General features: G+C 60.5%; 26 protein-coding genes and 1 tRNA gene. 11 read left to right on the plus strand and 16 right to left on the minus strand.

Going from position 1 to position 23,306, the window contains the following annotated elements; genetic code table 11:
* Positions 1-53 precede the first annotated feature (53 nt).
* Positions 54-875: an NAD kinase gene (locus P8Q88_RS10150; protein WP_278323721.1), complete on the plus strand. Its 822-nt coding sequence runs from the start codon at positions 54-56 to the stop codon at positions 873-875.
* Between the two features lie 95 nt (positions 876-970).
* Positions 971-1,045 (plus strand) — tRNA-Asn (locus P8Q88_RS10155).
* A 65-nt stretch (positions 1,046-1,110) separates the two neighbouring features.
* On the opposite strand, the gene P8Q88_RS10160 is transcribed toward P8Q88_RS10155, so the two are convergent.
* A complete protein-coding gene (locus P8Q88_RS10160) occupies positions 1,111-1,449 on the minus strand; it encodes a hypothetical protein (protein ID WP_278323722.1) in 339 nt (112 codons plus the stop codon).
* 125 nt (positions 1,450-1,574) lie between these two features.
* Here P8Q88_RS10160 and P8Q88_RS10165 point away from each other — a divergent pair, with 125 nt between their 5' ends.
* Positions 1,575-2,852: a PIN domain-containing protein gene (locus P8Q88_RS10165; RefSeq protein WP_278323723.1), complete on the plus strand. Its 1,278-nt coding sequence runs from the start codon at positions 1,575-1,577 to the stop codon at positions 2,850-2,852.
* A gap of 176 nt (positions 2,853-3,028) precedes the next feature.
* Here the strand turns inward: P8Q88_RS10165 and P8Q88_RS10170 are convergent, their stop codons facing one another.
* The 4 genes from P8Q88_RS10170 to P8Q88_RS10185 form a co-directional block, all read right to left on the minus strand.
* Positions 3,029-3,256, minus strand: a complete 228-nt coding sequence (locus tag P8Q88_RS10170; RefSeq protein ID WP_278323724.1) for a hypothetical protein — start codon at positions 3,254-3,256, stop codon at positions 3,029-3,031.
* A gap of 198 nt (positions 3,257-3,454) precedes the next feature.
* Positions 3,455-3,796, minus strand: coding sequence for a hypothetical protein (locus P8Q88_RS10175; RefSeq protein ID WP_278323725.1), 342 nt, complete (start codon positions 3,794-3,796; stop codon positions 3,455-3,457).
* 187 nt (positions 3,797-3,983) lie between these two features.
* The gene (locus P8Q88_RS10180; protein WP_278323726.1) at positions 3,984-6,890 is read right to left on the minus strand and encodes a hypothetical protein; all 2,907 of its coding nucleotides are present in this window, start codon (positions 6,888-6,890) and stop codon (positions 3,984-3,986) included.
* Positions 6,890-7,036: a hypothetical protein gene (locus P8Q88_RS10185; RefSeq protein ID WP_278323727.1), complete on the minus strand. Its 147-nt coding sequence runs from the start codon at positions 7,034-7,036 to the stop codon at positions 6,890-6,892. Before P8Q88_RS10185 ends, P8Q88_RS10180 begins: the two co-directional genes overlap by 1 nt.
* Positions 7,037-7,156: 120 nt before the next feature.
* Between P8Q88_RS10185 and P8Q88_RS10190 the strand changes: the two genes are divergently transcribed.
* From P8Q88_RS10190 to P8Q88_RS10200, 3 genes are all read left to right on the plus strand, one after another.
* Positions 7,157-7,588 carry a thermonuclease family protein gene (locus P8Q88_RS10190; protein ID WP_278323728.1) on the plus strand — a complete coding sequence of 144 codons (432 nt, stop codon included), beginning with the start codon at positions 7,157-7,159 and terminating at the stop codon, positions 7,586-7,588.
* Positions 7,585-7,956, plus strand: coding sequence for an excalibur calcium-binding domain-containing protein (locus tag P8Q88_RS10195; RefSeq protein ID WP_278323729.1), 372 nt, complete (start codon positions 7,585-7,587; stop codon positions 7,954-7,956). Before P8Q88_RS10190 ends, P8Q88_RS10195 begins: the two co-directional genes overlap by 4 nt.
* A gap of 553 nt (positions 7,957-8,509) precedes the next feature.
* Positions 8,510-8,878 (plus strand): HEPN domain-containing protein, encoded by a 369-nt coding sequence (locus P8Q88_RS10200; RefSeq protein ID WP_278324477.1) that lies wholly within the window; start codon positions 8,510-8,512, stop codon positions 8,876-8,878.
* Positions 8,879-8,946: 68 nt separating this feature from the next.
* On the opposite strand, the gene P8Q88_RS10205 is transcribed toward P8Q88_RS10200, so the two are convergent.
* Together P8Q88_RS10205 and P8Q88_RS10210 are read right to left on the minus strand one after the other, a co-directional pair.
* Positions 8,947-9,564 carry a hypothetical protein gene (locus P8Q88_RS10205; RefSeq protein WP_278323730.1) on the minus strand — a complete coding sequence of 206 codons (618 nt, stop codon included), beginning with the start codon at positions 9,562-9,564 and terminating at the stop codon, positions 8,947-8,949.
* On the minus strand, positions 9,561-9,767 hold the full coding sequence (locus P8Q88_RS10210) for a helix-turn-helix domain-containing protein (protein ID WP_278323732.1): 207 nt from the start codon (positions 9,765-9,767) through the stop codon (positions 9,561-9,563). The genes P8Q88_RS10205 and P8Q88_RS10210 overlap by 4 nt, the downstream gene beginning before the upstream one ends.
* 168 nt (positions 9,768-9,935) lie before the next feature.
* Here P8Q88_RS10210 and P8Q88_RS10215 point away from each other — a divergent pair, with 168 nt between their 5' ends.
* From P8Q88_RS10215 to P8Q88_RS10230, 4 genes are read left to right on the plus strand one after another with little or no spacing between them, the layout of a single operon-like run.
* Positions 9,936-10,778 carry a hypothetical protein gene (locus P8Q88_RS10215; protein ID WP_278323733.1) on the plus strand — a complete coding sequence of 281 codons (843 nt, stop codon included), beginning with the start codon at positions 9,936-9,938 and terminating at the stop codon, positions 10,776-10,778.
* A gap of 3 nt (positions 10,779-10,781) precedes the next feature.
* Complete coding sequence (locus P8Q88_RS10220) at positions 10,782-11,204, plus strand: LexA family transcriptional regulator (protein WP_278323734.1); 423 nt, start codon at positions 10,782-10,784, stop codon at positions 11,202-11,204.
* A gap of 2 nt (positions 11,205-11,206) precedes the next feature.
* Positions 11,207-11,494 (plus strand): hypothetical protein, encoded by a 288-nt coding sequence (locus tag P8Q88_RS10225; RefSeq protein WP_278323735.1) that lies wholly within the window; start codon positions 11,207-11,209, stop codon positions 11,492-11,494.
* Between the two features lie 18 nt (positions 11,495-11,512).
* Positions 11,513-12,082: a hypothetical protein gene (locus tag P8Q88_RS10230; protein WP_278323736.1), complete on the plus strand. Its 570-nt coding sequence runs from the start codon at positions 11,513-11,515 to the stop codon at positions 12,080-12,082.
* A 3-nt stretch (positions 12,083-12,085) separates the two neighbouring features.
* On the opposite strand, the gene P8Q88_RS10235 is transcribed toward P8Q88_RS10230, so the two are convergent.
* From P8Q88_RS10235 to P8Q88_RS10255, 6 genes are all read right to left on the minus strand, one after another.
* The gene (locus P8Q88_RS10235) at positions 12,086-13,111 is read right to left on the minus strand and encodes a P63C domain-containing protein (RefSeq protein ID WP_278323737.1); all 1,026 of its coding nucleotides are present in this window, start codon (positions 13,109-13,111) and stop codon (positions 12,086-12,088) included.
* Positions 13,112-14,077: 966 nt separating this feature from the next.
* On the minus strand, positions 14,078-14,470 hold the full coding sequence (locus P8Q88_RS10240) for a hypothetical protein (protein WP_278323738.1): 393 nt from the start codon (positions 14,468-14,470) through the stop codon (positions 14,078-14,080).
* A 50-nt stretch (positions 14,471-14,520) separates the two neighbouring features.
* Complete coding sequence (locus tag P8Q88_RS10245; protein WP_278323739.1) at positions 14,521-16,107, minus strand: DUF3987 domain-containing protein; 1,587 nt, start codon at positions 16,105-16,107, stop codon at positions 14,521-14,523.
* Positions 16,104-16,325 carry a toprim domain-containing protein gene (locus P8Q88_RS15075; RefSeq protein ID WP_446532567.1) on the minus strand — a complete coding sequence of 74 codons (222 nt, stop codon included), beginning with the start codon at positions 16,323-16,325 and terminating at the stop codon, positions 16,104-16,106. The genes P8Q88_RS10245 and P8Q88_RS15075 overlap by 4 nt, the downstream gene beginning before the upstream one ends.
* Positions 16,326-16,680: 355 nt before the next feature.
* A complete protein-coding gene (locus P8Q88_RS10250) occupies positions 16,681-17,955 on the minus strand; it encodes a tyrosine-type recombinase/integrase (RefSeq protein WP_278323740.1) in 1,275 nt (424 codons plus the stop codon).
* A gap of 198 nt (positions 17,956-18,153) precedes the next feature.
* Positions 18,154-18,891 (minus strand): sulfite exporter TauE/SafE family protein, encoded by a 738-nt coding sequence (locus P8Q88_RS10255; RefSeq protein ID WP_278323741.1) that lies wholly within the window; start codon positions 18,889-18,891, stop codon positions 18,154-18,156.
* A gap of 62 nt (positions 18,892-18,953) precedes the next feature.
* Here P8Q88_RS10255 and P8Q88_RS10260 point away from each other — a divergent pair, with 62 nt between their 5' ends.
* Complete coding sequence (locus tag P8Q88_RS10260) at positions 18,954-19,571, plus strand: GNAT family N-acetyltransferase (RefSeq protein WP_278323742.1); 618 nt, start codon at positions 18,954-18,956, stop codon at positions 19,569-19,571.
* An 18-nt stretch (positions 19,572-19,589) separates the two neighbouring features.
* Here P8Q88_RS10260 and secA read toward each other — a convergent pair whose 3' ends face one another.
* From secA to P8Q88_RS10275, 3 genes are all read right to left on the minus strand, one after another.
* Positions 19,590-22,355, minus strand: coding sequence for a preprotein translocase subunit SecA (gene secA / locus P8Q88_RS10265; protein ID WP_278323743.1), 2,766 nt, complete (start codon positions 22,353-22,355; stop codon positions 19,590-19,592).
* 95 nt (positions 22,356-22,450) lie between these two features.
* Positions 22,451-22,723 carry a hypothetical protein gene (locus P8Q88_RS10270; RefSeq protein ID WP_278323744.1) on the minus strand — a complete coding sequence of 91 codons (273 nt, stop codon included), beginning with the start codon at positions 22,721-22,723 and terminating at the stop codon, positions 22,451-22,453.
* A 52-nt stretch (positions 22,724-22,775) separates the two neighbouring features.
* The gene (locus tag P8Q88_RS10275; protein ID WP_278323745.1) at positions 22,776-23,207 is read right to left on the minus strand and encodes an energy transducer TonB; all 432 of its coding nucleotides are present in this window, start codon (positions 23,205-23,207) and stop codon (positions 22,776-22,778) included.
* Positions 23,208-23,306 lie beyond the last annotated feature (99 nt).

A 23,306-nucleotide genomic window follows, 5' to 3' on the forward strand; every position in this document is an offset into this window, starting at 1 on the left:
CCACCCATTTCGTTCATGTTGCCAAATGGGACGCGCGGCCATAGGGACCTCGCATGCCGGGACGCCCGGACAAGGGAGCGGAGGAACGCGCAGTCATGGCCGAATTTACCCGCCTCGCCCTGCTCGTTTCCGATGCCGATCTTGCCCAGCAGGCCGCGCCCGCCTTTCAGGATATCGCTCCCTGGGTCCCGCTGGAGGATGCAGAAGCCGTGGTCGTTTTGGGCGGCGACGGCTTCATGTTGCAGACACTGCATGCCATGCTCGATGCGGAGCGAATCTTGCCCGTCTACGGCGTCAACATGGGCACGGTCGGCTTCCTGATGAACCGCAACCGGAATCCTGACACGCTGCTGACCCGGATCGGCCGGGCAAAGCCCGTCACCATCTCGCCGCTCAGCATGCAGGCAACGACCCAGGACGGCGCGCAGCATCGCTTCTGCGCCATCAACGAAGTCTCGCTCCTGCGTGAAACCCGCCAGACTGCCAAGATCGAGGTCGACGTCGATGGCAAGGCGCGAATCAAGGAACTGGTATGCGACGGCGTCCTGCTGGCCACGCCAGCCGGATCGACAGCGTACAACCTTTCCGCAGACGGGCCCATCCTGCCGCTGGATTCGCACCTGCTGGCACTGACGCCCATATCCGCCTTCCGGCCCCGCCGCTGGAAGGGCGCTGTCCTGCCCGACCGCAGCCGGGTGACCTTCCGCGTGAATGAACCGGCCAAGCGCCCGGTCAGCGCAGTCGCCGACCAGAAGGAATTGCGCGACGTGGCCGAGGTCAGCATCGAGATCGCGCGCGACAGCGAGCTGACGCTGCTGTTCGATCCCGGCCATGCGCTCGATGAACGCATCGTCGCGGAGCAATTCGTGGTGTGAATCCAACATCGGTGCTGCACGCGGGATTTTTCCGATTTGCCCGCTTGCCAAACCGAAATCGCGCCCATATACGCGCGGCCTGCCTAACGGGCTGCTCCCCGATAGCTCAGCGGTAGAGTAGGTGACTGTTAATCACTTGGTCGTTGGTTCGAATCCAACTCGGGGAGCCACACTTTTCTGCGGTTTTCGAGGAAATCGCGAAAGGCGGAAAATCGCTTAAGCAATCACCGAGTAATCACCGTCTTGCGCGCGGGGGCCTCCCCTTGCGCTTACTGCCAGCGCCGTGACGGATACGGTATAAGCGAGCGTAGGCCGACCATGGCGAGATACAGTGTCGATCGGCGAAGCGCTTAATGCCGCCATTCGAACTGCTGGCCACCATCAGCTGCACATCAAGGCGCGGGTTCCAACGGAACTCCTTATTCTCCCGGGGCACGACCTCTTCGACGATCCCGCTTTCCACTTCGGTAAGCGGCCGGACCTTCCCCAGGTCTTCGAGGATCGCCAGCATCACGTCGTAATCGAGCGTTATCTCTCTAGAGCCGCCCGCGTCGATCGGTGATTGCTGATCCATACCCCTGATATAGGGCAAACTTATATCAATGCCTACAGAGACTTACCCTAAGGGACGAAAGGGACAATAGGGACGAAAGGCTGGCGGCGTCTTCCGCGTAGGTCTGGATAAGCTATACGAATCTGATGACCGAATCCAATATCGTCATCGATGCGAATGTCGTCCTTCACTATCAGCGTATAGACCAGATTGACTGGGTTTCCCTGACGGGGGCGAACCATTGCTCCGTCATCGTCGTGCCGGCGCTTATGAGAGAGCTTGAGCGCAAGAAAGCGACGGGAAGTTCGGCTGTCATCAAAAAGCGCGCAGGTAAGGCAGTCGATTTCCTTGCGAAAAGAATGGACGAACCTGACCCGATCGCGCTGCGTCCAGGCTGCACCTTGTCTTTCCGCGACAATGAACCGCTGATCGATTTTCCGTCCAACCGCTTGTCGGTCTCGGTTGACGACGACCACTACATCGCGAGCGCGCTTGAAGTGGCGCAAGAGAGCAGACAGCCCACATTTATCGCGTCAGCGGACAGCGGGCTCAAGCTGAAGCTAAGAGCTCGACCGATTTCGATCCTTGTCCCACCCGAGGCGTATCGCTTGCAAGACGAAGTAGACAGCGAAACCAAAGAACTTCGAGAAGCGAAGCGTGAGCTCGAGAAGATCAAGAATGCTCGGCCGCGGCTGACCCTTCAGTTCAACGACTGTGAGGGAAAGCTCGAACTGCTATTCCCAGAGAAAATTGCGCCGAATATCAGGACGCTTGAAGAGGTGATGCGTGATCACCCATTGAACGAAGTCGGAACCGGAGAGATCACCGCCAGCCCGCTGGGTAAAACTACCGATCTGTCCTTGCTTGGACAGGCGACGTCGCTGGCTTGGCGCGAACGAGAAAACGAGCGAATTCGTGCGTACTACGATGCCTATGATCAATATTTCTCGGAATATGAGGCATGGCTTTCGGAGCTCTGCCAGATCGATTGGATCGCCTTCCGGATAGAGAATCTCGGTGGAGCTGCGGCAACCAACGTGGGGATCACTGTAGCCGCGCCTGAAGGAACTGTTTGGATCGACGAGGATGACATTCCAGATCGGCCTAAAGAGCCTGACAAGCCATCTGCTTTCGCAATCACCAGGATTGAGCCACTGGCCTATCCCCGCAACCTAAATCCACCAAGGGATGGTGACGTCTATGTGCGAGAAGACGGCAGATCGATTTTCGCGAAATGCGGTCAACTCAATCCGGGTTGTGGACTCTCGCTCGAGAAGGCCGTCTTAAGGCTTAGCGACAGCGCAATGATCGGAACCAGTTCAAGTTTTCGCACGCGAATATCGTTTACGGAAGGCGAGCCGATCGAAGGCCAACTACCGTTTGCAATGGTCTCGGGGGGCGTAATCGAAAGAGGCGACACCTAGTTAAATTCGCTCGTCCAACTCGGAAAGCACTACGACCGAGCAGGGCGTTCCTGCAAGGGCCAGCCGCTCCAAGGTATTTTTTCGAGCCTCTCCATCCTCCGCTATCACGCAAACGAGCCCGCTCGGCCGTTCCCGTTCTTCCAGGGCACCGACACGCCGCTGCAGATACCGGCCGTTCACGTTACCTGCTCCACCGGTGTCCATTCGATGCGCTGGATCAGCCGAAGGTCTTCATCGGTCAGGCTTTGTGCACCCTCCCCCTCCAGCTGCCTCATCGCCGCTTCCAGCTGATCAAGTTCGTCATCGGAAAGGCCGACAAGGTTCGGGCGAAGAAGGCAATTTCCCATCGGTGCGCCGCTCTCGAGAGCAGTCACCCTCGCATCAAGACTTTTCAGGTTACGCATTCGGCTGGCCTTTCGAAGACGGTATCAAGTTGACAATCCACGGCTCACGATTGGCTAGATCTCCGTTGTCAGTTTCCCAGTCCTCCACCGCCTGGGCGACTGGCTGACCCTCGCGTCGAAGGATGCAGGCAATCGACAGCGATGGCACTGCGACTCCTTCCAGTCTTTCGATCCGTCGGGACAATGCGGTCTCGCCTTTCATGACTTCGTGTCCTCCAGCGCCTGAATGCGCTCTTCCAGTTCGCTCATGGTCACCATGGACTTATGAGCCGAAAGCACAGCCATCACGCGGCTGGCCTCGTCCGGCGTTATCTCGCCTGCTGCCATCGCATCCAGAACCGCTGATCCAGCCGCGACGGCGTCCGTTGCAGAGCGAACCTGAGGCAGTGGAAACGAGATCGGCGCATCGCGGCGTGGGGGTGCCAGCCTATCGAGACAGAGACGTAGAGCTCGCCCATCACCCGCAAGTGCGAGTTCGACAGCCTTTCGGGTCAGCTTCTCGTGCTCGCCTTCCAGTAACGCCTCGATTGCCAAGGTCACCTTGTGCCGGCTTCCTTTCTTGCTTCCGCCCAATCTATTTCCTGGCGCGAACTTCCCGTCCGTTTTTCGGCCGTCATTGTTCGGTGTTTTTCGCATAGCTAGCTTCGCCACATCCCTTCACCATTTGCCGATGCACAGCGGGGGCGATATGCTTCCCGCATGCGCAGCTTATGGCGGTTCAGATGGGTCATTGCGTTCCCAATCCTTTGGTGGCTGAACCCCCATCTGGATTTTTCGCAGGTTCAGCCGCCATTCTGGTGGCCCCAACGTTGAGCGCATCCGAAATGGCTTTATGCAGGCCAAGCACCTCGGTCGCGATCGCGGGCTCTGCCCGGGCGATCTTCTCGAGCCCATTCATTGCGGACTGAGGGCTAGGCGCCTTTGCCAGAAGGCGCGCCACCTTCGGCGAGGAGAGGAGCAGTCCGCCGATAACGTCGAGAGCAGATAGACCCAGCCACCACGGATTAGTCGCCGCGCCGACAAGGGCGCCGCCGCTAGCGAGCGCGCCAATCGTCGACCCGGTATTCGGGAAGTTGACAAACTTGCGCGCTTCTTTCCGTCCGCTGGCCACGGTCGCGAGATCGTCCAAGGCCTTGCGCAGCTCGCCGCCGAACATTGCACCCTTCGCTCGGTCGGTCATACCCTGCCACTGGGTGAGGAAGCGATCGAGGCTAAAGGTGCTCTCTGCTGTCTCCGTCCCAGCCGTGGGCTTGCCGAGTCGATCGATGATCGTGGCCCTGACCGTGGCAGCGTCCTCCTTCGGAAGAGCAGCCATGAACTTGCCCAACTTGGCGCTACGGCGCTTGGTTGCTGCCTCCAGCGCCATCACTACCTCTTCACCCGACTTCGGGTCAGCACCCTTCCGACCGATGAAAGGGACGAGAACAGTCTCGATAACCTCGAGCCGCTCTTTGTGTGCATCTGCAGCCTGACGATAAGCCCGCGCGGCCCCCTCGCTGCCTGCAGCCACCAGGCTGTCTGTGATGTCATCGTCCGCGGCATCCGTGACCATTTTCATCCGGCGTTCCAGATCCGAGCCGGTGAGCCCGTCGTTCAGGAATTCGTCGTTCAACGAGGTACGCATGCGCTTGACGCCCTCGACCGGATACGGCTGGTCCAGTTCGGCCCGAAGCTTGCGCATTCTTTCGAGGCCCTTGGCTCCGCCTGGAGTCTGCGCAAGTTCCGCAATGTGTTCATCCAGAACGGCGCGCGCATTGATGAGGTCGACAGGCCGATCACCGCCCAGCTTGCGGGCCCTTTCGTAAAGCGTGTTCACCTTGGCACGACTGCGCTTGATGTAGGACTGCGCGCCCTTCAATGCCGTCTCGCCAGCCGCTTCGACTTCCTGCGAGGTTCCGGCGATCGATGCGATTGCATCCTTGGCCTTCTCAGCTTCTTCGCTGGTCCGGTTGGCTTGCCGCACAATCATGCCGGCAGAGATCGGCATCTTACCCATGCCACCCGATGCGTTGCGTATGCCCGGCCCCGCTACGTCCGCAGGCAGTGGGCGGATATTCGAACCGGTGAGGTCGTTCAGGCGGTCTGCAGCCTCGATCATCTCACCACCTTGGCTTCGTGAGGAGTTTGCCCGACGAGCAGCTAGTTTCTCACCAGCCCGCGAGATTCCGTAACCCAAAGCGCCGCCCGCCGCGGCACCAACGCCAGCCCTGACCGTGCTATCGGCAAGACCCTCACCGCTACCATAGCCATACAGCGCGCCTTCTGCGGCCGCGACCTTGGCCGCGGCGCGTGCATTGCGAAGGTAGGAACCCGGTATCAATGCCCCGGTGGGCAATGCACCACCCAACTCGGAAACGGCTGAAGTGATCGGTCTCGCCGCGCGAGCGCGTTCCTGATTGCGACGCACGACATCGCGCTCGGCCTGGTATGCCGCGCCGACATCATTGCCGGTTGCCAGCGCGCGGACGCCGCCCGCGACGCCCGCAATCTCGTCGCCGAGGTTGAACGTCAGGCCCTGCGCGGCGTTGATGCCGACCGCGCCGGAGAAACTTTCGGGATCGGCACCGCGCTGGTCGAGCACCTGGTCGAGCGTTGCCTCGTATGCCGCCTGCGCATCCGATGTGTCGAAACCGGCGTAACGTTGGCCTTGGCGAAGGCTTTCAGCCATTGTGCCAAGCTCTTCTTCGGGTGGCAGCGGAATGTCGAGTTGACCATACAGCGCCGCGATTTGTGTCGGCGTCACCTGCTGGCCGGAAAGCTGGTTCAGCGAGGCCGTAAGCCGTGCTTCCTTGCTTCCCGAAATGCCGTAGGTTTCTTCGAGATAGGCCGCGCGATCAAATACGCTGTCGCTATCGGTGCCGTCCATGCCGAAACGGATGTCGGCCCCGGCGCGGATTGCGTCTTCGGTGGTGGCGGCCCGTGGGGGCGCCGGCTGCGTGGGCACCTCAAAGAGGCTGATACCATTGGACGCGGGATCCACACCCTCTGCCTCAAGAAGGCCGCTATAAGTGCGCACCAGTTCGTTGTAGCCTGCCGACCGCGCAATGAGGTTAGATTGCGCGATGCTCGCCATGTCCGCGCGCTGCTTCTGGTTCAGCCGTTCGCCGCTGACGAGGCTGTTATAGGCGTTCCGGATTTGCCCTGGCACACCCGCCGCGTTCTGCGCGGTGGCCTGCTCGCCCGCCATGACGGTAGAACCCGGGTCGAGCGACTTCATGAACGAAAAGACGAGGCCGAGGTCGCCCATCGCCGAACCTTCACGGTTGGCAAGAGCGTTGATTTGCTCGGAGATATTGCGGACTTCGCGAAACTGGCGGACTTCGGGGTTCGACAGGAATTCTGTGCGAAGTTTTGATGCCCGGTCGAATGCCTGCTCGTCGATTTCGCGCCGCTCGCCGCGTTCTGCACGCCCTTCGGCGGCAATGTCCCGACCTTCCGCCCGGTTGTCCCGAGCGCGCTCGTATTCACCTTGCGGATCGGGCACGGTAAACACCGGCTCTGGTCTTGCCTGCGTGGGTCGTTCGATGAGTTCGTCATTTTCCCAGAACTTGCCCGACGATTTCGTGGCAGGTTCTATTTCGGTGAACTCTGACCATGGGTCACGACTGGTCGGCTGGCTGGTCGACGTTGCCATTAGCTTAGCCCCACCTTTTCGCGCACCGCCGTGCGGAGGAATTCGGACAGGTTCATCCCTCGCTCTTCGGCAGCTCGAGCGGCTGCACTGCGCAGCATGGGAGTAGCGCGAAAGCGGATCAGTTCGTCATGGGTAACACGTTGCATCGGTTAATCCTTTCGCCTCAATTGTGGGGCAACTGTTGCTACCGGCCAACTTAACGGCTTTACGGATCGAACCTACTTTACGGGTTTTACGCGATCGATTGGCAGAAGGGTTCACGTCCAATGAGTGTTCTTCTTTTTCTTGCAGCCGCTGTCGTTCCCGCCGGGGTATCGTTCGAATGCACGCCTACCCACGTGTGGGATGGCGACGGCCCCATTTGGTGCGCCGAAGGCCCGCGCGTCCGCGTCTCCGGCATAGCAGCGCGCGAGACGGACGGAACCTGCCGCCCGGGTCATCCATGTCCCGACGCTTCGCCAGAGGCATCCAAGGCTGCGCTAGTGCGATTGCTCGGCACTCCGATAGGGACAGGGCCGCACGGGCACACTCTGGTGCGTGGTCCATCCATGAGATGCGTCTCGACCGGATCGGCTGGCGGGGACAGAACGGGCGCCTGGTGCGTATCGCCCAAGGTCGGGGATATATCGTGCGCTATGGTACGAGGTGGCTATGCGGCGCGGTGGGACCGGTACTGGCAAGGAAATCGCTGCTCATGAGGGTGTGGCCGCACCCGGGCGATCGTCGTGAACCAGAATGGCGCATCAAAGCTGAATTTTCAATTCTGGCAGCACTGCACCTATTTATAGCAGCGCTATTTCTCGCATCGCTATTCGATTCCGCTCCAGCCCAAGGGCACCCTGGCGGGCTCGCGGCGGACGGCTGTCACAATGATCGGAAAAACGGCGGACGCCATTGCCACCGCGGACCGAACGCAGGCAAGTCGGCGCAGCCCGCGCGTTCCGGCGACATCTATTTTCCCAATTGTTCTGCTGCCCGCGCGGCTGGCGCCGCTCCAGTTCGGCGCGGCCAGCCGGGATATGGAAAGCACCTTGATCGCGATGGAGATGGTGTCGGGTGTGAGTAAAGATGGGCGAGGCAAAATGAAGTGCCCTCCCATAGAGGGACCTGAGTTCGAGAGGCTGATGGGGGAAATCGACCTTAAGCTTTCGAAGGAAGGCGTCGAGATACCCTCGCGACCTATCTTTGCGGTGAGGGAGATCGCCATTCAATACGATCTCAGCATACCGATAGGCACTCCCACGGTCAGGGCTCCGGCAGACCTGAGAGAAAATGCGGTGATCGGCGAGGCCATCAATCGATGGTACCAGAACAATTATGGTGAACGCCTCAAAGAGGATCCCAGCCCCGGTGGCGTAGTCGTCATGCTCGACGGCGATCTGTACCTTCTAATGGTCCCGAGGATATTCGGTAGCGTCGAATTCATCCTGACGCGGGAGTGGTTGCCCCATCCTGGCATTTCGCGCGGTCCTGCCACGGTCAATGCAGCCCAGCTCGTTAAGGATATGACCGCCGGCAAGCTAGCCATGCTCTCGGACGATGCATTGATTGCCATCGCGAGAGCTTTCGAGACGGTTTTGCCAGCCGCTCACACACTGGAATCGACCGACCACAAGTTGATGTATCACGCCCGCGGTGACGTGAAAGTGGCGGTGTCCAACTTGATGGATCGCGGCGGACGATACGGGGAGTCGAAGTGGGCATCGCTTCAGGCTGGAGAAAAGGTTCTGAAGGCAGCGATTAGCTTGTCCGGCGCAACGTATGGGCATACCCATGACCTCGATAAACTGTGTCGAGCGCTAACCGATACCGGGATTCAATTCGACGCTGCTCGCCAGATCGCAGCAATTCAATGCACCCCAGGTATCCGATATGGGGATGAGGCCTGCAGCCGAGAAGAAGCGCTTGCTGCTCATCACGCCTCACTGGAACTGGTCAACATCCTCAGCGCGGCTGGCGCTAGATTCACACCCGGGATGGGTGGGTGAAAGAGCACGATCGGGACTATGCGGGAGCACGTCCCCTTTAGGGCCTGACAAAACTCATCACCATTATATTATCCAAGCAGAGCCACCAATCCGGCAATGATGGTCACCGCGGCGGCGGTAAACTGAACCCATTGAGGAATGCGAGACCAGAACGGCGGTGTCCTGACAGACGCTGACGCAGTCGGCTGGCTCGCTTTCAGGCTTTCCAGCATCCCACTAGCCTGCCGGATTACAGCATTCCGATCCGCGCCATCCCATCTTCCTTCATCAGACGCTGGCGCACGCACACCATTGCGACTTCGGAGAATTGAATCTTTAGCAATTGCGTCCCGCCGAATGCGCTCGGCGAAGGTGACCAGCTTCCCGGCGCAGACATCGATTATCTGTTCCGCCTGCGCGAGTGGCTTGCCCGCGACTTGCTGTTCGAGCCACTCGAATTGCGCAACGATCTCCTTGCGTAGACCTCGAACAATCGCGTCCCAATAGACGTGCACAATGGTTCCGGAATATTCGAGTCCGCCAGTTCTGATTGGCTCGCCGCCGAAGCTGTCGATTTCAACGATTTCTTGGCCACTGATCAACTGCCATCGTGACAACCAACGCTCGAACCAACGGCGACGATCATCCAGCCGCTCTGCAAATCGCGAACTTATGGGAAGGTCCGGACGTAAACGCCGTTCGCTCATCCAGCCGTCATCCTGACCACAGCCCCGGCTAAGTCGCCATCATCGACGAAGCGCACGCGCTTCTTCTCCAGCGCTTTTCGCATCGCATGAACGCTCTCGTCATTCACTGATTTACCGCCCTCGAAGCGGGCCACGGTCATGCGGCCTACGCCCGCAGCTTCCTGCAGGTCGTTGATCGACCATTTGAGCGCGGCGCGAGCCATCCTGCATTGTTCCGGCGTCATGTGGTAACGATAGTCCCACAAATAACTTGACGCAAGCTTGTGAGGGGTGGTAACAATAGTCCCACTTGGCGAGCGCCAGGGCGGACCGAGAGGAAGCTGGAACCTTCCGCCCCGGTCCTATCGCAACCCTACCGAGAGGGCACGACTATGAACGCACCTACCAATATATCCGCACGTGAGCAAAGCGCCTTCGATCGCGCGCTGGCTGAATATCTGCGAGCACGAAACAGTCTCAACGCCATGCCGGTGGAGACCACCAACCAGGAAGACGAACTCATTGCCATGGATGCCATGGCGGCCGCTGAAGAGCGCCTCTTCAAGGCTGACGCGAAATCGATCGAGGACGTTCGCGCTTTGGCCGAAATCGCATGGCAGGAACCGGCGAGTACACCCTCGGACGACATGGTCGCAGCCGTGCTTGTCGCCCTTCGCAAGTTGGCGCCGGGACAGTCCCGGACCTTCGACGCCAAGACATGGCTCAGGTATTTCGTCGAGCATGGCGGCGGCTGGATCAACCAGGACGGCAAGGTGGCGCTGGTATCCCCCGTGCCGGCGGGCGAAACCCTGCAAGGCTTGCTGTGGGAGCTTCGCACGCGAGGCGAGGATGATCAGGTGAAAGCACTGATCATTGCCAAGGGCGAGCCGTTGTCGTCAGATGCCCTCCATGTGCCGGCGCAAGAAGAATGGAAACGGCTCCGCCGCGACTATGGAACCGCCAAGGCAGCCTTGAACGCACACACCGAACCGAAGGGCTATGCTTTCGGATCGGCAGAGAATGATGCGCACGAGGCGGAAACAGAGCGGCTCGCGAACGCCCAGGCGGATGCCTTCGACGCCTTGATGCTGCATCCCGCCCCGGACCTGCCTGCCCTCGCCGACAAGCTCGCAGTGCATTCGAGCTTCCTGCAGGGCGACAACTGGCACAAGGGCGCCGAGATCGCGGAGCAGCTTGCTGCTGACGCTGCACGCCTTCTTGCAGAGGAAGCTTGAGCCATGGCTACCGCTCCCGATTACGAGGCGCTCGATCGCCCCTTCATCCATCCCAACGACATGCCGGACCTGCACGCCCTGCGCGCCTATGGAACCTGCATGGAGCCGCTTCTATCCGACGGCTGCGTGCTGGCCTTCGACAAGCGCGAGACGCCCGAGATCGGGGACATCGTCAGCCTGATCTTTACGCGAGAAGCGGCACAGCGCTGGAAGCTGCCGGGGCTGGTGAAGAAGCTCGCGATGCCTCTGCCCGCTCTGGATGGCCAAGGTGAAGCTGTCGGCCTGGTCGTGGTGGACCAGATCAATCCGCCGCGGCGCTATTGCATCCCGACCACCGATGTCCTGGCCGTTCACAAGTTCGTGGGCGTAGCCGAGAGCACAGGTCCGGGAATGGCCCGCTATCGGCCGCAAGCGAAGGAGGCGTGATCATGGCGACCCGCTATCATCAATCCGGGGGCGCGACGGCGCTTCCGCTCGGCCTTATCGCGCAAGCGATACCAAAGCTTCGTCGGAACGATCTGGTTGCACTGACCGAGCGTCTGATCGATCGGCTGGACGAGCTCGACGGCGATCCAGACGAGGAAGACGACGACCCAGCCGGCCAGTGCGACGAGGATGGCATCAATACCATCGGTCACGCGTCCTATGGCATGCGCGGGCCAACATTTGGCGGGCCGGGGTGCCCTATAAGCGATGATGACCATAGCTATTACTGACGGCGGTTCGGCGGCGGATTGACCGACCCACAAGCCTCCCTTCCCTTCCTGAGCGCTCCGGTTTCACCACCGGGGCGCTTTGGCGTGCCGAAGACCCACAAGTTTCAGGCCAGCCTTGCGATGTCCGAAGGGTTCACCGACGCCCCTTGGTGGCAGGCTCTTTACCGGCGGGCCTTCCCCAGCATGGTGAGCGCCGTCAGTGTCCGACAGGACGGCTGGGCCCAGCGGGGCGGTATCGATCGCGTGATCACACTCGCTTCCGGTCGGGTCTACACCGTCGACGAGAAGGTGCGCTCGAACGACTGGCCTGACATCCTGCTCGAGCGTTGGAGCGACGAACAACGAGGCACGCCCGGGTGGATCCAGAAGCCACTGGCCTGCGACTTCATCGCCTATGCCTTCGCTCCCAGCCGTCGATGCTATCTGTTGCCGGTGGTGCCGTTGCAGCGCGCCTGGCGCCTGAACGGAAGGCAATGGATCGACCACTATGGGGAGCGGTTCGCGATGAACCCGGGCTATCGGTCGAGCAACGTGCCGGTGCCGATTGGGACGCTCATGGGCGCGATCGCCGCGGCTATGGTGCTTTGATTTCTACGCACCAATCTGGTCGAGATCGTCGAAAGCCATACTAAGGGTGGTAGCAGGCTTCGGATACGCTCGACGCACCATCTCCTTGAATTGGTGCCAATTGGTTGCAGCCTTCATCAAGGCAACGACGCCAGCCAGATGGTTTTGCAGTTCGGGCAACCCGTGGCTGGACGTAAGGTGTCGATGTAAATGGTGCTTTAGTCGCCCCTCTTCATCACGCCCCGCGTAGTCTTCTAGCTCTTCCTTCAATCCAGGACCAAGCCGATCATAGACAAGATCATTCGTCCACGTTCCTATAACACCCGGCCGCTTGACCGATGTCGGATCGAATTCCCATCCATTTAGCTCGAAGATGCGCCGATAATAATCATCTGGGAATTGCTTGCGCCAGGGTTGCAGCTCCTTCGTGAGCCATTGGTTCAAGATTTGCTCGAGAGCATTCCGAGCACGAACTTTTTGGTATCCTGTTGCTTCGTCGACGAGCCCGACGATGCCGACGCGGGCCAGCCCCCTGGTGAGAGCTTCGCACTGCTGCGCGATCCGCATCTGCTGCTTTTGCAACGCCCCTGCTTCGCGAGCGGCTAGGACTGCTTCGCACAGCTCGACCAATACCTCAGCGTCATAGCCATAGGCCTTGCCCCCAGTAGGGGTGAGAAAGACAAGGGGTGACTGGATTCGCTCGGTCAACTTGTTGCTTATAAAAGGATTTATCTTCTTTCGGGATGCAAATAGCTCCAGTCGATTCATGCCAGCGACCATCGAGCCACCTCGAGCCAATCCGAGCCCCTCACTCAGACCGCTAGCCGTTAGGACCCGCGTCTCATCCTCAAGAACATAGCAGGGGATCAAGGTATCACCGATCTTCAACGGCTTATCGTGTGATCCGCAGATTGCTCGGGGCAATGTCGCACGAGAAGGATCAGCTTTTGCCCAACGAGCCTGGGCACCTGCAGCGGCTCGCGCCGACCTCTCTTCCGGCGACAATCTGCTTGCGGACGCTTTTCCTGCTTTACTCTGCGGCGAAACCATTGCGCGACTCCTGCTAACGGGCGTAAGCATGGCTTATCGATGCTAACGCCCGTTAGCACAAGCGGTACTCATCAACTTATCCCCGCACGCATCTCGAAGGCTATCATTGACCACCGTTCCTGATCCGTTCCAATTGAGGGAATGGCCCGCCTTAAACTCGATTCGGTTAATGAGTGCGCCCGCCGGGGCTACAACCTGCGCATCACCTGCAGCGGTTGCGGCCGCGCGATCGAAGCGAACGCTGTCCTGTTGACGCAGGAGCTAGGACGCCGCGGGGAAAGCATGGCGCTGGAGAAGCTGGAAGAGCGAGCCAAGTGCCGGGAGTGCGGCCACCGGGGCGCTACCGTGATGCCATGCGAGGTAAATTTCTAGGGGATGGCTATGGACATAAATTGGGACGCGGTCGCGGCGCTGGGGCAAGTAGCAGGTGCAGTCGCTACCTTCGCAGCGGTAGTGGTTTCACTGCATTTGGCTCGCCGATCCGGACGGCCGATCCTTAGGGTCAGTGCGCGAGCGCATATGATTCTGACTGGCGAACATACCGACCATGTCATCACGTTCAGCGTACAGAACCTTGGGGATCGCCCAGCCGAAGTGCGTTCGCTCGGCTGGCGGACCGGGTGGTTAAAATGGGGCCCAGACTGGCTCCGATTTAAGTACGCTACGCAAATGTTTGATGCGCGGCATATGGTACTCTGTCCGCCATACCCGATAGCGCCTGGTAGTGAGGTTTCGAGCTACATTGGCCGCGACAATATGCTCGAACACGCTAAGCGATTTGGAAGGACCGGCCCGATATTTACTCGGAAGTCCCCTTGGGGGGTGATTGCGGCAAAGACGATTGTCCTGGCTTACACAGCCGACGGATATACCTTCAAGGGTGAGGTGGATCGACGAACAATTGGCAAGATTGCTGCTGCAGAAAAAGAAGGGCGACTGCTGGGAGACATGGAGAATGGTGGCTAACTAGTCCAGCCTCACGCATGTCCGTTGGTAGGGGACGCACAGGACCGCCCTCGGATCGCACGCCTCTTCATCATGCTTCGCCAAGGCTACCTTGGCTTTCTCGCATGCTTCGACGGACGTGAATTCCCTCCCTGGCGCATCCTGCCCCGCAACCACCAGTTCAACCCGTTCGGTCGGATTTACCTCAGGTGCGGTCACGACCGGCTCTGGTGTCAGGCCAATGCGTTCTTGCTCCTGCTCGAGGAACTGCTGCTCCACGGTCTTTGCTCCAGGCCTCGGCTCGTTCTCCTCGGCCACCGCACTTTCCGCTTCTTCGCTACGGAGTTCCCCACACGCGGAAAGGAATAAGGGGGCTGCGCTTGCAAGCGCGAGCAGCTTCCGCCGGTCAATCATACACCCCTCCGATACGTGCCTTGCATTAGAGGCAGCACCCGGCGCGTTGGTCAAGACCGCGTCCAGAACAGATGGTCCGGTTCACCTAGTCCGTCCCAGAATGGCTGCATCTTCGGCATGCTTCCACGCCGGTAACGATCCGGCACCCCCCACGATATCCATTCGGCCCGATCCCCGTGCATATCGATGCGTCGGACCTCGCCCAGTCGATCGATCAGACCAAGGTGCTCAATGGCCGCATCCAAGGCCTCAGCCTTCCGCATGTCCGGAAGGGCGGACTTGTGTGGCGACCGCTTGAGTTCGCGCTTGTTGATGGTCTTCATCCCCGTCTTGAGAATGTAACGGGCAAGGACAGCAGCGTTGCGTTCCGAGCGAGGCAGAGCAGCATCACCATAGACCCGCAACGCCATCGGCTTCGCATAGTCTTCCACCCATTCGGCTGCTGCAGCCACAGAGCGCGCCGAGACTTCGCGCGGCTCCGATCCGCCGTTAATTGCCCAGCTGATCAATTCCGCGACCAGCGACAGGCGCAGGACTGCACCGTCCATCTTGCCAACGAACGACTTGAAGAGCGCACTGGCATCGCTATCGAGTTCCGCGTTCTCCTTTGCCCATGCTTCGAAGAGATCGGCGGCCTGGGCGGTCAGAGGCAGAACGACTGGCGCAGCCTTGCCATCAGCGTCGACGGCCCAGCCGAGACTGTCGAGGCGGCGATAGATGTGCTCGAGCTTTCCTGGGTCGGCTGGTCTCGTCGGGCGAGCGAAGCCTTGCTTCTCCGGCCAGGCCCAGAGGAAACGGGCCACAAGGCCGTCGTCCGGCCCGTTGAGCAATGCATCGGCCAGTTTGGCCGGCTGGATGCCTCCAAGGACCGAGACGCCATTGAACGGGATGGAAAGCGGTCCAGCGAGGTTCTTGCGGTCGATAACGAACGGGCGCCCGCCGTAGGCTTCCAGCCAGAACGCACGTCCGCCTTCCGCATAGCGATCAAAGCTGGTCAGCCATCCCGCGAGCTCGTCCCGGAAGTGCAGCGTTCCCATCGGGTTTGCGGCGAGGATTGCGCCAAGTGCTTCGGGCGTGGCGTCCATGACGATTGGCCGCCGCCTACCGGGTTTCTCTGGCTCCGCTGCTTGCTCGGGCATCGGCGGGGGTTCCCGCCCATCCTTTACCGCGGCCTTAACCTCCTTCTCCCATTCCGCGCGGCTGGCCTTCGCCCACTCGCGCGCGCCTTCATAGGCGTGCAAGTCCTCCTTATGCGAATCGGCATGGTCTTGCTCGATTGCACGCATCGGATCGGAAATCGAGTCGAGGGACGGCGACTTGCGAGAGCTGGGATCTCCGACGGCCCCGAACCAGAGGATGCACGGCTCACTCCATGCGGCCGTATCGAATGGGCGCACCTTTCGCTTCCCACCGACGAGGCTGGCGGCGCATGCAAGAAAGCTGATACCCGAGTAATCAATCGGGGTGGACGTGCCTGCAGCGAAGTCCTGAAGCATCGGCCAAGCGTCCCCGAAGAGACCGGCTGGCATCGGCACCGGGGGCCGGCGTCCGGCATCGAGGATGGATTTGTCCGGTGCGGACCAGACGGTGCGGTCTTCAGCTTTCTCGAAGCTGGTATGAAGAGGGGACACGCTCATGCGCGGCCTCCTTTCTGGAGTTGTTCGTTGAAATCTTTGAAGCGAGGATCCGGAAAGACGGTCTTCACCGAGAGACCCAGACCCGAATATCGATCGGCTGCCCGGTTCGCCGCATTCTGGCCGGCAGGGTCATTGTCTCCCGCGATCCAGATACGGCTGACGCTCTCCGGCAAATCCACCTTGCCGAGATTGGACGTGCCGGTCCTCTGACGACCAATTCTCTGCGTTCAGATCAGTCGAAACGGTAAACCGATCGTCCTTTAGCGACAGCGTGCCGCCCAGAGCCCAGACCTCGACAGGCACCGACCAGTTGCGGACGGTCTTCGGCTCGTCTTTCTGGAAAAGAGCAAAGCGGGCGATACACCGGAACCCACCTACCACTAGCGCCGATATGACGCTTCCATTCATTCGGTCCAAGTTCTCGCCATACTTCGGCGTCAGAAGCTCAATCGCCCTCTCGGTTCTGATTAAAACGTCACTCACATTCGCCTCCGCTGGCGACCGCATTTAGAAGGTGACGCGACAGGCGGTGCGGTTCCGCCGTTCGGGAGCTACCCTAGCCGCGTCACCAGCTCATGCGCGGCGCAAAGGCACCACGTTGTCGTCCTCGCCCTCGCCCGAGACCAGCGCAGCGATATGCGCCGACCATGCGGACAGAGCTGCGATCTTTTCGGTCTTCCATTCATGGCGCTGGTAGACGCCAGCAACCCCTGACTTGGAAGCGCCGACGTGATTGAGAATCGCTTCGGTCACTTCGAACCGTACATCGAGGCGCTGCATGCCTGTCGCGAGGGTCCTGCGAAGATCGTGAAATGTCCAGTGGTCGATGACGATCGGCTCATCTTGTGCCTGGTTGAGTTCATCGACGAACTTGTCGAGACGCGCCTTGATCTTGGAGAACCCGTTGATCGGCTTGTCGCCTGTAGTGGTGAATACCGGTCCGCGTTTCGGCCACTCTGCTTCATCCTTCCCGTGCTGCTCTTCGGCAATCTGGTCGAGTTCCTCGAGCATGAGACCGACTAGCGGGACCGTATGCGGCTTCCCATTTTTCGTCTGCACCCCCTTCAGCGTCCACATGCCATCCCCACGATTAAGTGCGGACCAAGCCACTCTCCCGGTTTCGCCCAATCGCTGTCCGGTCAGGATCAGGCTTCGAATATAGGGCCCGTACGGGTACCCCAGCTTGAACGTCGCCTGCCATACAAGCTTGAGCTCTTCGTCGCTCAGCACGCGATCGCGCTCGATCGGGCCGGCGGGCGCCTTCATTCCAGCAATCGGGCTTACCTCGACATCCCCTTCGTTGACCGCCCAGTTGAAGAGCTTCCGCAGGGTCGCGAATGTGTTCTTCTCGGTCGCAGGCATAGCCTTTAGCGGGCGCAGCACGTCCCCGATGTCCTTCTTCGTGATCTGGGTGAGCGGCTTGTCTTTCAGTTCCGGTACAGCGTGTCGCTCGAGCGCGGCCAGAGCCTCACTGTGCGTGCTCTTCCAATTGTGACGCAGGTATTCGTCGTGAAAGCGCTGACAATAGGCATCAAAGGCAAGTGTGCGCGCTTCCTCCCTGCCCTGCATCTTCAAGGATTGCGGATCCTCGCCCTGAGCAACCTTTGCTGCCAGCTGCTCTGCGATCTTCCGCGCCTGGTCAGGCGTGAACTTCCCATGCTTCCCGATTGTGTATCGACGAACTTTCGATCCGCGGCCACCCATGCGGTACTGATAGACGTAGCTTTTGCTTCCGGTCGGCGTGATCTTGAGGCCGAAGCCGCTCACCCGGTCGTCCCACAGATAGGCATCTTTCTCGCCGGCATTAGCGCCATCGACCGCCGCCTTCGTGATCCTCTTATTAGCCATGTGATTACTAGACACCTTCCCAGCTATCACCCGAACGCCGAATGCAGGAACGGGCAGGAACAGCTACGCAGGTAACCTTATCGGAAAACGTAGGATTTTAGCAATAGCGGAACGAGTAGGAAAACGACGGACGGTCCGACCATAGAACTGTTAATCACTTGGTCGTTGGTTCGAATCCAACTCGGGGAGCCACTTTCCTTACAATGAGTGCATCAGGCGCGCGCCGACATAGAGTGTCAGGGCCCCCGTCCCGATCCGGATCCAGCGCAACGGCAGGTATCTGACCGCCAGCAGGCTGCCGATCTGGCCGCCGATCGCAACTGCGATCAACAATGGCAGCCCGGTTTCGACCGCTGTGACCAAGCGCGTTTCTCCGCCCTTCAGCAGCTGGCCCAACAGACCGGCAATCGAATTGACCAGGATGAACAGGCTCGCCGTGGCCGCAATCTGGCGCGCCGCGTTCCAGCGGGTGAGGTGCAGCAGCGGCGCAAGGAAAATACCCCCACCGATGCCGACCATGCCCGCCAGAAACCCGAGCGGGACTGCCGCCACGGGTATGAGCCTGGACAGGCGGGTCGGCCCTGTGTCCTCCTTGGCCGTCGGGAGGAACAGCAGCGCCCCCGCGACCATAAGCGACAGGCCGAGCAGGATCAGGAACTGCCGCTCAGCAATCGGCAGGAGACCACCGACAAATGCGGCTGGCGCGGCCAGCACGGTGAGCGACAGCGCTCCCTTCCATGGCACAAGGCCCGCTCGGGCAAAGCGCACGGTACCACCCGTCACCACGACGATGTTGCACGCCAAGGCCAGCAGCGGGAGGATGCGATAGTCTATACCCGATAGCGCCAGCAGAGCGGTGTAGGTCGAACCGCCGCCAAAACCCACACTGGCGTAAAACACTGCGATGAAGAAAAAGGCGGCGACAAGCGCTGGCATGGCTTGGGCCTAGACCGCCGGTCGGCCTCGGGCTAGTCGGCTACGCATCTTGGGGGCAATTCATGAACGAAAGCGACATCGACCTTGGACCGCGTCTGGAGCGCGCTGGCCCGCGCAATGCACTGCGCCTCGGCTCCGTCACGGCCGACGCGTTTCGCGACGACCCCTTCAACGCATGGCTGTTCGGCAATTTCGCCGGCATCGAGCACCTGTTTCACCTTCAGGCGCGCCGCATCTATTCGCGACGCGGCTACTGCTACACTGCGGGTGACGATGGCGCGTGTATGTGGATGATGCCAGGAGGTGACGGCAGCTTTTCCCGCCTCGACTATCTCGCGTTCGCTCTCCCGACCCTGTTCAAGTCAGGACGCGATGCGGTGAAACGCGGTATTCTGACCGGCAAGGCCATGGAGGCGCGGCATCCGACCTTTGAACACGCCTATCTCTTCAGCATCGGTGTCAGGCAGTCTGCGCGAGGCAGGGGTCTTGGCCGCCGGCTCATCCAGCCTGTACTCGATGCCTGTGACAGGACCGGCACCGCCGCCTATCTCGAGAACTCCAATGTGGCGAACGAGGGCTTCTATCGGTCGTGCGGCTTCGAACAGCTCGGAGAGCCGATCTATCCCGAGCCGGACAGTCCGCCTCTGGTGCCGATGGTCAGGAAGCCCCGCAGCGCCTGACTGCGGGGCTTTGCCAGATCAGGCCCGAGCCCCGGAGCCGATCGCTCCGTGGCAGTGCTTGTACTTGTTGCCCGAACCACAAGGACAAGGCGCGTTGCGACTGATATCCATTCCGGCATAGGGATTTTCGCTGACCGAACCGCCCGGACCGACGGCGGCACGTGGGCTGCCCGCAAGCGCGCCGAACAGCGCCTTGCGATCTTCCGACCCGTCGCCATCCTCGGAATCGTCGAGGCCCGTCAGCGGGTCGATGTGTCCGGTCAGGAAATCCGGCAGTTCAGGCAGGTCGATCGGCGGAAGTGGCTCGGGTTCGCGCATTTCGATGCGCAGCAACTTGTTCGTCACGGTCTCGCGCAGCTTCTCGAGCATCGTCTCGAACAGCTGGAAGGCTTCCTGCTTGTACTCGTTGAGCGGTTGCTTTTGCGCATGGGCGCGCAGGCCAACCACCTGGCGCAGGGCATCGAGCGTGGCGAGGTGGTCTTTCCACTCGCTGTCGAGTTCCTGCAGCAATACGCTCTTCTCGATCCGCCGCCACATGGCCGCATCGCCTGCGGCCAGCTTGCTGTCCATCGCCTGATCGGCAGCTTCGCGGATGCGCTCCTCGATGATTTCCGGTTCGACCTGTTCCTCTTCGAGCCAGTCTTCGAGCGGGAAATCCATTCCGAGCACTTCCTGGGCGCGTTCCTTCAGCGTCGCGACGTCCCATTGCTCCGGATAGGAGCCGGGCGGGCAGGCACTGGCGACCATCGAATTGATCGCATCATGGCGCATATCGACGACCACATCGTCGACTGCCTCGCTATCCATGATCTCCGCGCGCTGTTCATAAATGACCTTGCGCTGGTCATTCATCACATCGTCATACTGCACGACCTGCTTGCGGATCTCGTAGTTGCGCGCCTCGACCTTTTTCTGCGCGGTTTCGATGGCCTTGGAGAGCCATTTCGAACCGATCGCCTCACCGTCCTCTAGGTTGGCGTTCATCATCCGGCTGAACAGCGTGTCCGGCCCGAAAATGCGCAGCAGATCGTCTTCGAGACACAGGTAGAAGCGGCTGAGCCCGGGGTCGCCCTGCCGGCCAGAACGACCGCGCAGCTGATTGTCGATCCGGCGGCTTTCGTGCCGCTCAGTGCCAAGGACGAACAGGCCGCCGGCTTCGAGCACGCGAGCCTTTTCCTCGGCGACCTCTTCCTTGATGCGCGCGATGGCGGCGTCCTTTTCAGGACCCTCGGGCATGTCGCCAAGCTCGTCGCCGATCCGGAAATCGACGTTGCCGCCCAGCTGAATGTCGGTCCCGCGACCGGCCATGTTGGTGGCGATGGTCACTGCGCCGATCCGGCCAGCCTGCGCCACAATATGCGCCTCTCGTTCATGCTGGCGGGCATTGAGGATTTCGTGTTCCACGCCTTCCTGTCGCAGGAATTCGCTGAGCATTTCGGACTTCTCGATCGAGACGGTGCCGACCAGCACCGGCTGCCCGATCTCGTTCTTCTCGCGGATCGCGCGGGCGATGGCGCGGAACTTGTCCTGCGTGTTCTTGTAGAACTCGTCCTCCTCGTCGATGCGCTGGACGGGAACGTTGGTCGGGATCTCGACCACGTTCATCTTGTAGATGTCCCAGAATTCCGCGGCTTCGGTAGCGGCGGTGCCGGTCATGCCCGACAGCTTGGGGTACATGCGGAAATAGTTCTGGAAAGTGATCGAGGCGAGCGTCTGGTTCTCCGGCTCGATCTTGACGCCTTCCTTGGCCTCGACCGCCTGGTGCAGGCCGTTCGACCAGCGGCGGCCGTCCATCATGCGCCCGGTAAATTCATCGATGATCACGACCTTGTCGTCCTTGACGATATAGTCGGTGTCCTTCTTGAACATATGCACCGCACGCAGCGCCTGGTCGAGGTGGTGGACGACCTGCGTGTTCTCGACGTCGTAAAGGTTTTCGGTTTCGAGCAAACCCTTCTCGATCAGGAGTTTCTCGACTTCCTCGGTGCCTTCCTCGGTCAGCTGGATATTGCGCTGCTTCTCGTCCTTCTCGAACCAGTCCTCCGGGAAGGTCTTCACCACCTCATCGATCGAAATGTAGAGGTCGGACTTGTCCTCGGTCGGGCCGGAAATGATCAGCGGGGTACGGGCTTCGTCGATCAGGATCGAGTCGACCTCGTCGATCACCGCGAAGTTGAAGGGGCGCTGCACCATTTGGCTGCGCTCATGCTTCATGTTGTCGCGCAGATAATCGAAGCCAAGCTCGTTATTGGTCGAGTAGGTGATATCGGCGTTGTAGGCCTCGCGGCGCTCGAACTCGTTGAGGTTCGGCACGATCACGCCGATGGTCAGGCCAAGGAACTTGTGCAGGCGGCCCATCCACTCGGCGTCGCGCCTGGCCAGATAGTCGTTCACCGTGACGACGTGGACGCCCTTGCCTTCGATGGCGTTGAGATAGGTCGCCAGTGTCGCGACCAGCGTCTTGCCCTCACCCGTGCGCATTTCGGCGATCTCGCCACGATGCAGCACGATGCCGCCCACCATCTGGACGTCGAAATGGCGCATGCCGAGTACGCGAACCGAGGCTTCGCGCACGGTGGCGAAGGCTTCGGGAAGGATATCGTCCAACGTCTTGCCGTCGGCAAGCTGGGCGCGAAACTTGTCCGTCTGCGCGGCCAGCTCTTCGTCGGAAAGCGCCTGCAACTGCGGCTCGAGTGCATTGATCTTGTCGACGATCTTGCCGAGCGACTTGACGTAACGGTCGTTGGACGAGCCGAACACGGCCTTCATCACGGAGTTCAACATCTGGAAGGGGTGCCCCTTGATAAATTGGTCTTGAAAATTGGCGATTGCACCCGCGCATCACGATGCGCAGGTCGGAATGTCAGCAGCGGAAGCAGCTATTCCAGCGCGCGATCGGGACCCAGCATGACGGTCGGAATGACGACCCGGATGGCGAGTGCGCGGCGACATGTCCGAGATTTGCCGCGCACGGCACGTGGCGCTTGCTGGCGCTGGACGCACAAGGCCGCCTCGCCCTGACCGAGTTGCTCGGCCTGCTGGCTCAGTTCCAGCGTCGCGTCGAGACCAACGGTCATGCCCGCATGCGCAGGTGCGCCAACCGCCGTAAGGCCGGTCAGAATGGCAAGCAGGGTGATCAGACGGCGAAGCATCGCACCGATCAGATAGGCTCTCCGCCCCCAAGCGTCCAGTATTTGCTGACGTCTAATCCAGTGTCCAGACCACGGTATTGGAATAGGTCCCCTCGGTCGGGCGGTCATCGGCATCCAGTGCCGGGTGGAACTTCGCCCGCGTCGAGATGGCACTGCACACACGATTATCCAGTTCAGGATACCCGCTCGGCCTGGTGATGGTGCATTCGTCCACCTCGCCGAATGGCGAGACGGAGACGGTAAAACGCGTCTTGCCAGTAATTCCGCCATCGAGCGCGACGCGCGGATAGTCTTTGGGCAGCACCCAGCTTTGCGGAGCCGTCGCGGGCACGGCGCCGCGCGGACCGTCCATCAAGGGCGGCTGCATCTCCAGACTATATTCCCCGCCATCATAGGCGGTCGAGGACGAATAGGCGAGAAACATGAGGTACATCGCCGCCCCGACGACCGCGCAGAGCACGACCATTTTATGCGCTGATTTCATTTCGACCCGATCGCAAGCGCTGCGTGGCTGACACCGCGCCTTATGGCAAAGCCCGATGCCCTGCGGCAATGATTTACAGCCCCCCCCGGGCCGCACAAG

Source organism: Qipengyuania marincola, from assembly GCF_029688625.1.
Lineage (GTDB): Bacteria > Pseudomonadota > Alphaproteobacteria > Sphingomonadales > Sphingomonadaceae > Qipengyuania.